We start from the raw sequence: 12,482 nt of genomic DNA on the forward strand, positions 1-12,482 counted from the left end.
GTGGCCACGCGCGAAGACGTTGAAGCGATCATCCGACCCACGGGGTTCTTCCGGTCTAAAGCGGCCAACATCATCGCATTGGCCGTACAACTGGTGGATCTGTATGACGGTGAGGTGCCGCGCACACAAAAGGAGCTGGTCAAGCTTCCCGGAGTGGGTGTGAAGACTGCGAATGTGGTGTTGGGCAACGCGTTTGACACCCCGGGGCTCACCGTTGACACGCACGTGGGTCGCTTGGCGCGGCGCATGGGTTTCACCAAACACACCGACCCGCTCAAAGTCGAAGTTGATCTGCAAGACCTCTACGACCCGCGGGATCTCACCTTGGTGTCGCACAGGCTGATTTTCATGGGGCGTCGGATCTGTCATGCGCGCAGGCCCGCGTGTGGCGCGTGCCCAATAGCCCGCCTGTGCCCTAGTTACGGTGAGGGTGAGCTTGACGAGCAGACGGCCGCGTCGCTGTTTGCTTACGGGCTGGAGTACCCCGAAGGCGGGTGGAACTTTGACTGACGACACGCATTTGCGTTCGCTGCTGAGTGCGTTGCCCACCACCATTACTGAACCGCACTGGTTGGGCGCCCGCCTGGCCCGAGGTGGGTCCGAGTTGCGCGACGCCGCGGTCCTCATGCTGTTCGCACGCGGGCAGAAACCCAGAACGCTGGCAGGCAAGCGGGAGGTCGCCAGGTTGGACGACCTCAGCGTGGGGGATGTGGACGTGCTGATCTTGCAACGCGCGGCGACCTTGCGTCAGCACGCGGGACAGCCGGCGTTTCCCGGCGGACGGAAGGATCCCGAGGATGTGTCAGCTGTCGCTGCCGCTCTGCGGGAGGCGCAGGAAGAAGTGGGTGTGGAACCTGGGTCGGTGGATGTGCTGACGCAGATCGACCCGATTGCGGTGCCTGTGAGTCGTCACAACGTCACGCCTGTGGTGGGTGTGTGGACTGAGCCGGGGCCGGTCAAGGTAGTTGATACGGCGGAGTCGACGCGGGTGTACAGGGTGTCGGTCGCGGATCTGGTGGCGCCTGCCAACCGTGGGGTTTTTTATCCAGAAAACCGGGCGTACACCTCGCCGGTATTCGATGTGGGCGTGCTGAAGGTCTGGGGTTTCACGGCCGGGTTACTGGACTTTGCGTTTACGGAGCTGGGTTGGGCTACCGACTGGGACGACCGCACCTACATGCACATCGACGTGTAAAACGGCAAAAGCGAGCGTGACGACGCGATTTAACGCGCCGTCACGCTCGCTTTGCGCTGTTTGATGATCAGTAACGCGGGCCGGTGGGGTTCTTCAAGGCGCGCACAATGGCGTCCTTGACAGACTTTCCACGGTCAATTGCGGCGGTAGGCGTGGGGTTGCCCTTCTTGAAGAGCGGGATTGCCACGCCCACCAGGATTCCGGCAATGACCACCAGGATCCCGAACACGATCAGGAAGCTAGCCCACCAAGGCAGGTTAGCGACCTCGTGGAAAACAGCGGACAGAGCAAAAATTGCCATGAAGCTCGACAGGAACAGAAGGAACAGGGCCGCAACGGCCAGCCCACCACCGATTCCCAGGTTCTTGGCACCGGCCTGTGCTTCGGTCTTCGCTAGAGCGATTTCCTCTTGCGCCAGGGCTTGACTGTCATCCTTGATGTCCTGGATGAGCTGAGACAGGGACCGTTCGGTCATGGAGCGTCCTCCTGCAGACGGCTTCTAGAGAGTTTCTTTTTCAAGGATAGGCGCTATTTACGCCTGAGGTGAAACCGCGCTTGATTTTGTGTTGAAACCAACGTGAATGGTCGGTTTACTTTCTGCCACGGTTAACCGAGGCTGCGATCGCGTCCATGACCGAGGCGTCGGCCAGGGTGGAAGCGTCTCCGGCCTCGCGGTTTTCGGCGAGGTTCTTCAGGAGTCGGCGCACGATCTTACCCGAACGGGTCTTGGGGAGTTCGTCCACAATGTACACGCGCTTGGGTTTGGCGATAGGGCCGATTTCCTGGCCTACATGCGCGCGGAGTTCCTGTTCGATCGAGTCGGTGTCCTGAACGTTTCCACGCAGAATCACGAATCCAATGACAGCCTGACCGGTGGTTTCGTCGGTTGCCCCCACAACTGCGGCTTCGGCAACTGACGGGTGGCTGACGAGTGCTGATTCGATTTCTGTGGTGGACAAGCGGTGTCCGGATACGTTCATGACATCGTCGACGCGGCCCAGGAACCAGATGTCGCCGTCGTCGTCATAGCGGGCGCCGTCGCCGGCGAAGTACATGCCTTCGAAACGGGACCAGTAGGTTTCCTTGAACCGTTCAGGATCGCCGTAGACGGTGCGCGCCATGGAAGGCCACGGTTCTTTGATGACCAGCAGACCCACCTGGTTGGGGCCGATCTTCTGGCCGTTGTCATCCACGACTTCCACGGTGATTCCGGGAAGCGGGGTTTGTGCGGAACCGGGCTTAAGTGAGGTCACACCTGGCAGAGGCGCGATCATGTGCGCACCGGTTTCGGTCTGCCACCACGTGTCCATGATGGGCAGTTCGTCGCGGCCAATCACGCGGCGGTACCACATCCACGCTTCTGGGTTGATGGGTTCGCCCACGGAGCCCAGCAAACGCAGGCTGGACAGGTCGTACTTCTTCGGGATCTCTTCGCCCCACTTCATGAACGTGCGGATGGCGGTAGGCGCGGCGTACAGGATTGTGGCCTTGTACTTCTCCACGATTTCCCACCAACGGCCCTGGTGTGGGGTGTCCGGGGTGCCTTCGTAGATCACCTGTGTGGCACCTGCGGCCAGAGGACCGTAGGTGACGTAGGTGTGGCCCGTGATCCACCCAATGTCGGCGGTACACCAGTAGACGTCGGTTTCAGGTTTGATGTCGAACACGGCGCGCATGGTGTACACGGCCTGCGTGAGGTATCCACCTGACGTGTGCAGGATTCCCTTGGGCTTGCCGGTGGTGCCCGAGGTGTAAAGGACAAACAGCGGATTTTCAGCTTCGAAAAATTCGGGGGTGTGCGTGGTGGGCTGGTCGCCCACGACGTCGTGGAACCACTGGTCGCGGCCGTCGACCATGTTGGTGTCTTCGCCTGTGCGCTTGACGACCAGGACGTGCTTGACGGAAGTTTCCGACTTGCTCAAAGCGGCATCGACCGTGCCTTTGAGGTCCGAAGGCTTTCCGCGACGGAACCCGCCGTCAGCGGTGACAACCACCTCGGCCTGGGCATCCTCAATGCGGGAGTGCAGAGCGTCAGCCGAGAACCCACCAAACACCACAGAGTGTGCGGCACCCAGGCGGGCACAGGCAAGCATGGTGATGACAGCCTCGGGAATCATGGGAAGGTAAACCGCAACCCGGTCACCTTTTTTGACACCCAGGGAGGCGAGCGCGTTGGCGGTCTTGCAGACTTCCTCTGTGAGCTGGGCGTAGGTGTAGGAGCGGGAGTCGCCGGGCTCGCCCTCAAAGTGGATGGCCACCCGGTCGCCGTTGCCGGCCTCGACGTGACGGTCAAGGCAGTTGTATGCGACATTCAGGGTGCCGTCGGCAAACCACTTGGCAAAAGGCGGGTTGGACCAGTCGAGGACTTCTGTGAATGGCTTATCCCACGACACGAGTTCGCGCGCGTTGTCCTCCCAGAACTTGAGGCGGTCATCAGCTGCGCGTTGGTATTCGTCTTGGGTGACATTCGCGACCGAGGTGGTCTGTTGCGAGGGCGGGAAGGTTCGGGTTTCGTCCATCAAGCTGGAGGTGTTCTGCTTAACGTCGTCGTTCGCTGCCACTGGTTTCTCCTTCGTCATTGAGGTGAATGGGGGCTTCGTAGTTACCCTACACGCGGACAAATGCGGGTGTCCGTAGTCACCATATAACGAAACTTTTGAAACATTTCTTAGTGCGACCGCTGAAATTCTGACAGTATGAGACTGAAGTCCGATTAAGGAGTATCCCTGTATGAGTCATCCAAACTCTCCATCCCCGTGGGGCGCACCCGGTCAAGGACAGCAGCCGGGCGTACCACAGCCAGGCGGGCAACCTGGTGGTCCGCAGCCAGGTGGGCCACAGTATCCCGGCGCAGGACAGCCGAACGGGCAGTACGGTCAGCCTGGCGGGCAGCCTCCAGGTGCGGGGCAATACGGTCAGCACGGTCAGCCGGGTGGGCAGGTGCCGGGTCAGGTTCCTCATCAGCACGGGCAGTACGGTCAGTCGGCGCCGGGTCAGGGCCAGCCGGTTCCTGGGCAGCAGGTGCCAGGGCAGAGCCAGCAGGACGGCGGAAGTCCGTGGGGCGCCTCGGGATCAGGGCCACAGCACGGTGGGGCATGGCAGGCCCAAGGGTCAGCTCCCCAGCAGCCGGGTTACGGCAGTGCGCCTACACACCCGGGTCAGCAAAACCAGGGCCCCGGTGGTCAGGGGCAGTTCAACCAGGGGGCCGGCGGTCAACCATGGTACGGCTCAGCGCCCGGGCAGCCTAGCTACGGGAGCGCGACACAGCAACCTGGCTATGGGAGCGCACCACAACAGGCCGGTGGCTTCGGCGGTGCGAATGCAGGCGTGCCCATGCCGGAAAATGTGGGCAAGAAAGCTAAGAAACCAAAACAGCCAAAGGCTCCGGGTGCGGGACTGATCGGTCCGCTGACCCTGCGAGACATCTTGCTTTTGGTGGCCGGTTTGTTTGCGCTTGTAGCGCTGGCCACGCCGGGGTACGCCATTCGTGTGCAGGGAGTTTCGGCTGGTGCCGAATGGTTCGTGCAACGGTGGTCGGCCGCCACGATTGGTTATGTGGTGCTGGGTGTCCTGCCTATTTTGGCGGCCGCTGTACTCACTTTGGTTAACAAGCTCACGGGAAGCATTCGGTTGATCGGATCGCTGAGTGTGGATCAGCTGATTTCGGTGCTGTGCGCGGTAGCGCTCGCGATGAACATGGTGTGGCTGGCCACAATGGTGACGTATTTCCATGTGGGTGCCGTGTTTGGTGTTCTGGCCTCGATCATTGGTTTCCTTGTAGGAACGCTGACCGTCATTCCTGTGTTTGGCGAAGAGTTTGCGCACCGCCCAGCCGCTGATGCACACCCCAAGGCTCGCCCGTACACCAAGGGCGGTGTTGTGCCGGCCGCACAGTTGGCACAGGGAGCCCAGGCGCCCGTTGTTGAGATTCACGGTGGGCAGGGCTCGCAGCCGGGTTCACAGTTTGCGCCGGGACAGGGTTCGCAGCCTGGTTCGCAGTTCGCACCGGGACAGGGGTCGCAACCTTGGGCCCCTGGTCAAGCGCAGGCAGGATCGCAGCCTGCTGGTAGATACGGCTCGCAGCCAGGGGCACACGCGGGGCCCGGTTCACAGCCTGGTTCTGCACAGGGTCAGCCGTGGGCTACACCTAGTGGTCAGTCGATGACCGCGGGCGGCAACGCGGGGCACGGCGCGAGTGCGCCGCAGAATGAGCAGCAGGGCCAGCATGGCAAACATGGTGCTCAGGACCACCAGGACCCGGGTCAGCAGGGACCGACCGGTGGAAGCCAGCATGGTGAGGCCCAGAAGAACGACGACACCTTCCACACGTCTGATGACGAACAGACGTACCTGGGACGTCACAGCGCACAGGAACCTCGCTACGCCCAGAACCAGCCCACCCAGGCGTTCGTGACTGGTGGTAAGGAAAACCAGGCAAGCGAACAACCAGGCGGGCCGTGGGCGCAGAACTCTTCCGCGTCAGGTAGCACAGCGGGAGAACCGCAGAACGCCGGTACGTCGCAGAAATCTGACGAGACGAAGAAATCTGACGAACTACAGACGGCTGAATCTGCACCGGAACCCAACTGGGCGCACGGCGCTGGTGATGTGAATGGTTCGGGGCAGACGACCTCGGCGGCGGGCCCCAACCGGGCGGACGAAAGCCACGGTAACAGCGGCGTTGGTGCGACCGGAGTAGCGGCAGGCGCCGGTGTAGCTGCAGGAGCAGCTGGGGCAGGCGCGGCCAACGATGCGGGAACAACTGGCGCGGGAACAGCGCAGTCGCAGAACCCGTGGGCAAAGCCAGACGCGTCGGCCGATGCCGGCAGTGGGAGCGTGGTGAAGGACACCTCGGAGGCGGGTTCGAGCGCCCAGGGTGACTCGCGCCGTGAGCCCGATGCGCGTGGTGACGCGGAAACCGGAGTGGTCGATGACAACGAGCCCACGCAGTACTTCCGGCCGTACGAATACTCGGAACAGGGCTTCGAACCGGTGAATGAGTCAGCAAACGGGGCGGCAGGTGAGCAGGTGGCGTCCGCGGACCAGGAGACGCAACTGTCACCGGCCGTGCAGCCACAGCAGGAAGCCGAAGAGCAGGCTCAGCCGCCGGCGCCTGAAGCGTTCTGGTTCGCGGTGCCGGATCCTCGCCCGGCGGTGGATGAGGTCACGGGGAATACCGTATTTATGGTCACGCCAGGTGAATGGTTCCTGGCGGTTCAGAACCGTGGCACGTCTTTTGTTGTGCACAACAGTGAACAAGAGGAAGGCGTTTTGCACAATGTGTCCGATGTGATCCTCCCGTAGACACGCACTAATAGCACCCGCACTGTGGATAACTCCCTGTGCGGGTGCTTTTGTGTGTGCGCGTGTGAGGGGGTGACCCGCTACGGGGCGGGGCACGCGTAACTCTGCGACACAGATTGACCACCTTTGTACACAGCCGGGGAAGCCGCCTCGGTTTTCCACAGATGCGTGACCGGCTCTGGAACGCGGGTGTGTGGCGCTACACAGTGAAGCTATGCAAATAGTTTTATTCACGCACGTGCAAAGTCTGATCGAACACTGTTCCGCGCTGGCCGACGGGGTGGGGGTGACTCTGGAAGTCCGCAGCCCCGACAGTGGCGGCTGGCAAAACGCCGTCCTCATTCTGGTAGGCGAGGACGTCACCCACGCGTCCGCAACCCCCGGGATACCCAGTGTGCTGGTGGGAGCCGAAGGGGCCGGTGACGACGTGTGGCGGGCAGCTGCCAAGCTGGGAGTGGACAACGTGGTGGTGTTGCCTGCCGGTGCCGAATGGTTATCACAGAGGATGATTCAGGCGGTCGAACCACCTCGGGCGCCTGCGTTGACCCACGGGGTGATTGGGGGAACGGGAGGGGCCGGCGCCTCGGTGCTCGCGTGCGCGGTGGCCCGGCAGAGCGCGGAGTCCGGGGTGTCCACGGTGCTGGTCGACGCCGACGCGTTGGGTGGCGGGCTCGATGTGGTGCTGGGGTGCGAAAACATCGAGGGACTGCGGTGGCCCGCGTTGGCGAGTTCACGTGGGCGTTTGCGGCCGTCGACGCTGCAGGACGCGTTGCCCAGACAGGGGAACTTGTCGGTGCTGTCGTGGGATCGCACGTTGGATGAGGACACGTCGAAGATCACGGAGGGCGTGTTCGATGCGGTGATCGCGGCGTCGCAGCAGGCGTTCGACTTCGTGGTGATTGACCTGCCCCGGCACGCGCCGATCGAGTGGGCGGCCACGTGTCACAGCATGACTGTGGTGACGCCGGGCCGGGTGCGGGCCGCGGTAGCCACGGCCGCGGTGGCAAACAGACTCACGCAGGTGCACTCCTCGATCCGGGTGGCGGTGCGGGAAAGCGGGCGCGGCGGGGTGGACGCGGACCTGCTGGCCAAAGCGGTGGGCGTGGACTTGGCGGGCACCTTCCGGGATGATGCGGCGCTGGGGGAGAAGCTGGACCGAGGTGAAGGGCTGCCCCGCGGGCGCACGAACCTGGCGAAGTTCGCGAGTTACCTGTTTGATGACGTGTTCGCGGAGGAACGGTGAGTGGTCATGAAGGAGTGGCTTGATGACGATCTCGTAGCCGAGGTCCGCGACTACTTGCTGGAAAATCCGGGGCCGGTAACGACCTCGGCGGTGGCGAGCGCGCTTGCGCGATCCGGGAGGGTTTTGGGGTCCGCGGCGGTGCTGGAACTGGTGGCGAAGATTTCCGCACAGTTGGCGGGGGCGGGGCCGTTGCAGCCGTTGTTGGACGACGCGTCGACGACGGACGTGTTTGTGAACGGGCCGCGCGACGTGTGGGCGGACCACGGTGACGGGTTGTGCCGGGTGCCGGTGTCGTTGGGGACTGAGGCGGATGTGCGGGCGTTGGCGGTGCGGTTGGCGGCGTTGGGCGGGCGGCGGTTGGATGACTCGCAGCCGCTGGTGGACGTGCGGTTGCCCGATGGGGTGCGGTTGAACGCGGTGATCCCGCCGTTGTCGGGGGATGTGACGGTGTTGTCGTTTAGGATTCCGCGGCATCGGGGGTTCACGTTGAGTGAGTTGGTGGAGGCGGGGACGGTGGTGCCGGATGTGGCTGATTTGTTGTTGCACGTGTTGGAGCGGCGGAAGAATTTCTTGATTTCTGGTGGGACGGGGTCGGGGAAGACGGCGTTGTTGGGGGCGTTGTTGGCCGAGGTGGATCCGGGCCAGAGGTTGTTGGTTGTGGAGGATTCGCGGGAGTTGAGTGTGGCGCATCCGCATGTGGTGCAGTTGTCGGCGCGGCAGGCGAATGTGGAGGGCATGGGTGAGGTGTCCATGGCTGATTTGGTGAAGAACGCGTTGCGGATGCGGCCGGACAGGTTGGTGGTGGGGGAGTGTCGTGGGGCCGAGGTGCGCGACATGCTCACCGCGCTGAACACGGGGCACGAGGGTGGGTGCGCCACGATTCACGCGAATGCGGCCAGTGCGGTGCCTGCCCGGTTGGAGGCGCTTGGGGCGCTGGCTGGGATGACGCCGGAGTCGGTGACGTCGCAGGTGAGCACGGCGTTGGACGTGATTGTGCACGTGACGCGAGGGCCCAGGGGTCGGGTGGTGTCGCAGGTAGCGGTGCCGGTGTTGGACAGTGGTGTGATTTCGACGGTTCCGGCGTGGGAATTGGGCAGTGGCCGAGGTCCCGGCTGGTCGGATTTGGCCGCGCGGTTGCGGAGATAGTGGGTTCTGGCGGTAGGGGCTTGTTGTGTTTGTTTTAGTGGCGTTTGGTGCGGGGCTGTGCGCGGCGGCTGCAGTGTGGCTGTTTATGGGGCCCGGCGCGGGTGCGCGGGTGCGCAAGATTTTTGGTGGGAGTGTTGATGGGGCTCTGAGCGGGGGCTTCGGTGGGAGCGGGGCCGGCCGGGGCGGTGGGGCTCTGAGCGGTGCTGGCCGGGGCGGTGGGGATCTTGAAGGAGGCCGAGGTCGTTTCCGGGACCGCGTGCGCGCGTTCGTGATGCGGGTGCGTGGTAGGGGCGATGGTGCGGTTGCGGTCGATGGGAGCGAGGATTCGCCCATGATCGCGGTGATTGACTGGGCGGTGCAGTTGTTGAAGGTGGGGATTGAGCCGGCACGGGCGATGACGCTGGTGGCGGACCTGCCGGATAACGAGGTGGTGGAGCGGGTGCTACGCAAGGTGGCGCGGGCCATGGAGTTGGGTGAGAAGCCGGATCAGGCGTTGCGCATGTACGCCGGTGAGCTGGGCGATGAGGACGCGCGGATTCTTACTGGAATGGCGTCGGTGTGGTTTGTGTCGGAACAGGCGGGTGCGCCGGCGGCCGAGATGCTGGCGTCGTATGCGTCGACGTGTAGGGACCGGGCGGATGCGATGCGGGAGCGCGATGTGGCGTTGGCAGGGCCGATTTCGACGGTAATGGTGTTGAGCTGGTTACCGATCATGTCGTTGGGGTTGGCGGTGCTGGTGGGGGCTGACTTGGTGGAGTTGGTGACGTCGGTACCGGGTGCGCTGAGTATTTGTGGTGGTTTGGTGCTTTTAGTGGCGGGGCGGATTTGGATGCGTTCCATGCTGGCGAGTGCGAGGTAGAGGTGAGCACTGTGGCTGTGCTGATTGTGGGGGTCTGCGCGGGGTGCGTGGTGTGGCTGTTGTGGCCCAGGTCGTCTGGGAGGTTGAGCCAGCTGTCGCAGCCGAGGCGGGTACGCCGGGGCAGTGTGCTTAAGCGGGTGTGGAAGTGGGCGTTTGGGCAGCTCACGCTGGGTGAGAGCCAGGTGGAGCAGTTGGCGTTCGACTTGGACTTGGTGGCGATTTGTCTGCGGGCGGGGTTGCCGATTCCGCGGGCGTTCGAGTTGGCGGCGAGGGCTACGCAAGACCGGTCGGGGTTGGGGCGGTTAGGTCGTTCTTTGGCACTTGGATCTGTGGATAACGCGTTTGCGGGAGTGCAGGATCCGGTTGGTGAGCACCGCACGGTGGTTTCGCTGGTGGAATTTTCGAGGTCCACGGGTGTGGCGTTGGCGCCGCTGTTGTCTGGGCTGGCGTCCGATATGCGTAGGGCGGAGCGTAGGCGTCGACAGATGGCGGCGGCAAAACTAGGCGTTCACCTGGTGATTCCTTTAGGCGTGTGTGTTTTGCCGTCGGTGATTCTCACGGGTGTGGTGCCGGTGGTGATCACGTTGGTGGGCGACATGTCGGCGATTTTTGTGCGGTGAGGTTTGGGTTGTTGCTGAGGCGCGGAGCCTGTGGACAGTGAATGTGTTGGAGTGGCCCGTGGCATGTGGAAGAAATGGCGTTTTCCACAGTTGCGATTGGGGCTCTTTCGGTGGGTGCGTGCGGTGCGAGACGCTCAAAGTCCATCGCACACAAAGAGAAAGGAAAGACGATGGAGTCGAAAGAAATTACTCGTATTGATCTGCGTGATGAGACCGGGGCGACCACGGCAGAGTACGCGATTACAACTCTGGCGGCGTGCGGTTTTGCTGCGCTGTTGGTGGTGTTGCTTAAGAGCGATCCGATCAACGCCATTCTGCTGGATCTCATGCAAGTCGCTTTGAGAATGGGGCAGTAATGCGTTGGCTCGCTCCACTGCGGGGATCGGTGAAGGATTGGGTTAAGCATACTGGGTGCTGTGCTGGGTTCGGCGGGCATGGGACTGTGACGTCGGGCAGTATGCTTGGCGATCGCAGGGGTGTGTCGGGTGAGCGCCGAACAGGCTCTGGCCAACGCAGGGTAAGGGGGCGGAGCAGTGAACGTGGCACGGTGACTGCTGAGTTTGCTGTGGTGCTTCCTGCATTGGTGTTGGTGCTGATCCTCGTGGTGGGTGCGGGCGTTATTGGGATTGCGCAGGTGCGAGTGTATGAAGCGGCCAGGGCAGGTGCCAGGGAAGCTGCCCGAGGCGAGCCCGTGCATGACATTGAGAAGGCGGCTAAGCGTAAAGCGGGGCCTGGCTCGACCGTGACGGTGTCGCAGGGTGGAGCGTTTGCGAAGGTGCATGTGAAGACGACGTTGCCAAAAGCGTTGCATCCGATCATGAAGGATGTGGAGGCGTCGGCGGAAGCGCGGACGGAGGGTCAAAGTGATGGTTCGATCGTTGGGCGCTGAGGCCGAGGTGTGTAGCGCGGGCTCTGTGACGCGAGTGTGTGGGGTTTGCGAACAGGGGCGTGGCGCAGGTGAGCGGGACTATGGCATGCGTGAGCGGGGGACTGCGACGGTGATGGCGGTTGCGTTGACGGCGGTTGCGTTGGTGCTGATGGGCGCGGTGGGGTTCGCTGGGCGAAGTGCGTTGATCAAGGCACATGCCGAGGGGACTGCGGACTTGGCGGCGTTGGGTGCGGCTGATGCGGTGCGCGGCAAGGTGCCTGGTGAACCGTGCAAGGTGGCCAAGGAGATGGTGGAGCGTGAGGGGCTCGACCTGGCCGACTGTGTTGCGCGCACGGATCTGGGCACGGTGAAGGTGGAAGTGAAAGCCAAGATGCCCAAACCTCTGAAAGCGATCAAAGTGACCGCGGTGGCCGGTAACCCGCAAGGGTATTGAGGGTGTGGGCGCGATGTAAAGTGCGGTGGCCTACTTCGTGTAGGGGAGCGGTGAAGGCGGTTCGGCCTCCGACTGTGAAGCGCGAGTGCGCGCCCATGTGAGCGCAGACTCGACGAGGTGGCTATGTAAGTGCAGGATTGATTCGCGAGCAGCTTGGGCGTCTCGTTTAACAACCGCTTCGAGCGACGGGACGTAGAGGACGCGCGCTTGACTGAAATCTTCGTCCAAGTCACGCGTGCTGATCAGCCAGAAGCGTCGAGAGAGGCCCTGTAGAGGTACGAGTGCGCTAGCTAGGTACGTGTTGTTGGAAAGTTGACCGATGAGCTCGTGGCATTGCCTCAACGCAATTTGGTACGCACTCTGATCGGGCACCTGCTTGAGTGTGGAAACGAGAAGAGATACTTCCGCGAGCTGGTCGTCGCTGGCGCGTACTGTTGCAAGCTCAACTGCCAACGTTTCTAAGTTTCGCCGAACTTCCAAGCGCGCTAGTTGATCATCAACTGAAATGTCTGGGACGCGCACGCCACGGCTACGACCTGTTTCGAGCCAGCAATCACGAGTGAGGCGAAGTACGGCTTCGCGCATTGGCGTGCGACCGGTTCCTGCGATTTCGATGAGGGTAGATTCGGTCAGCTCAGCACCGGGCTGCAATTTACAGCTTTCAATGTGTTCAGAGATCCTTGCGTATGCGTCATTCGCCATGCTCATGGCAATAGGTTATGCAACTTTTACGGAAGAAAACTCCATGCACCCTCTTGATATATTGCAAATATACGAACTAGTATGACGTAGA

13 protein-coding genes are annotated in these 12,482 nt (G+C 62.5%); 10 read left to right on the forward strand and 3 right to left on the reverse strand.

The genetic code is table 11. The features are described 5' to 3' along the window. Together HMPREF0183_RS05850 and HMPREF0183_RS05855 are read left to right on the forward strand one after the other, a co-directional pair. Positions 1-510: endonuclease III domain-containing protein (locus HMPREF0183_RS05850; protein WP_040348295.1), on the forward strand; the 510-nt coding region annotated here is incomplete at its 5' end. Then, on the forward strand, positions 503-1,195 hold the full coding sequence (locus tag HMPREF0183_RS05855; RefSeq protein WP_005883889.1) for an NUDIX hydrolase: 693 nt from the start codon (positions 503-505) through the stop codon (positions 1,193-1,195). The genes HMPREF0183_RS05850 and HMPREF0183_RS05855, both read left to right, overlap by 8 nt. A gap of 67 nt (positions 1,196-1,262) precedes the next feature. Here the strand turns inward: HMPREF0183_RS05855 and HMPREF0183_RS05860 are convergent, their stop codons facing one another. Continuing rightward, the gene (locus tag HMPREF0183_RS05860; RefSeq protein WP_005883891.1) at positions 1,263-1,670 is read right to left on the reverse strand and encodes a phage holin family protein; all 408 of its coding nucleotides are present in this window, start codon (positions 1,668-1,670) and stop codon (positions 1,263-1,265) included. 115 nt (positions 1,671-1,785) lie between these two features. Next, the gene (gene acs, locus HMPREF0183_RS05865) at positions 1,786-3,714 is read right to left on the reverse strand and encodes an acetate--CoA ligase (protein ID WP_040348317.1); all 1,929 of its coding nucleotides are present in this window, start codon (positions 3,712-3,714) and stop codon (positions 1,786-1,788) included. Between the two features lie 211 nt (positions 3,715-3,925). Between acs and HMPREF0183_RS05875 the strand changes: the two genes are divergently transcribed. The 8 genes from HMPREF0183_RS05875 (at position 3,926) to HMPREF0183_RS05915 (ending at position 11,689) form a co-directional block, all read left to right on the forward strand. Then, entirely contained in the window at positions 3,926-6,499 is a 2,574-nt protein-coding gene (locus tag HMPREF0183_RS05875; protein WP_156798177.1) for a hypothetical protein, read from the forward strand. A 214-nt stretch (positions 6,500-6,713) separates the two neighbouring features. Next, positions 6,714-7,742 (forward strand): septum site-determining protein Ssd, encoded by a 1,029-nt coding sequence (ssd, locus tag HMPREF0183_RS05880; protein ID WP_040348301.1) that lies wholly within the window; start codon positions 6,714-6,716, stop codon positions 7,740-7,742. A 6-nt stretch (positions 7,743-7,748) separates the two neighbouring features. Further along, a complete protein-coding gene (locus HMPREF0183_RS05885; protein WP_005883899.1) occupies positions 7,749-8,888 on the forward strand; it encodes a TadA family conjugal transfer-associated ATPase in 1,140 nt (379 codons plus the stop codon). 25 nt (positions 8,889-8,913) lie between these two features. Then, positions 8,914-9,747 carry a type II secretion system F family protein gene (locus tag HMPREF0183_RS12085; RefSeq protein WP_005883901.1) on the forward strand — a complete coding sequence of 278 codons (834 nt, stop codon included), beginning with the start codon at positions 8,914-8,916 and terminating at the stop codon, positions 9,745-9,747. 11 nt (positions 9,748-9,758) lie between these two features. After that, positions 9,759-10,367, forward strand: a complete 609-nt coding sequence (locus tag HMPREF0183_RS05900) for a type II secretion system F family protein (RefSeq protein ID WP_040348323.1) — start codon at positions 9,759-9,761, stop codon at positions 10,365-10,367. Positions 10,368-10,537: 170 nt separating this feature from the next. Next, positions 10,538-10,723, forward strand: coding sequence for a DUF4244 domain-containing protein (locus HMPREF0183_RS05905; RefSeq protein WP_040348325.1), 186 nt, complete (start codon positions 10,538-10,540; stop codon positions 10,721-10,723). A 191-nt stretch (positions 10,724-10,914) separates the two neighbouring features. Further along, positions 10,915-11,256 carry a TadE family type IV pilus minor pilin gene (locus tag HMPREF0183_RS05910; protein ID WP_005883908.1) on the forward strand — a complete coding sequence of 114 codons (342 nt, stop codon included), beginning with the start codon at positions 10,915-10,917 and terminating at the stop codon, positions 11,254-11,256. After that, positions 11,234-11,689, forward strand: coding sequence for an Rv3654c family TadE-like protein (locus HMPREF0183_RS05915; protein WP_245527124.1), 456 nt, complete (start codon positions 11,234-11,236; stop codon positions 11,687-11,689). The genes HMPREF0183_RS05910 and HMPREF0183_RS05915 overlap by 23 nt, the downstream gene beginning before the upstream one ends. Positions 11,690-11,719: 30 nt before the next feature. Here HMPREF0183_RS05915 and HMPREF0183_RS05920 read toward each other — a convergent pair whose 3' ends face one another. Further along, a complete protein-coding gene (locus HMPREF0183_RS05920; RefSeq protein ID WP_005883912.1) occupies positions 11,720-12,397 on the reverse strand; it encodes a GntR family transcriptional regulator in 678 nt (225 codons plus the stop codon). Positions 12,398-12,482 lie beyond the last annotated feature (85 nt).

This window comes from Brevibacterium mcbrellneri ATCC 49030 (genome assembly GCF_000178455.1).
In the GTDB taxonomy this organism is placed as follows: domain Bacteria; phylum Actinomycetota; class Actinomycetes; order Actinomycetales; family Brevibacteriaceae; genus Brevibacterium; species Brevibacterium mcbrellneri.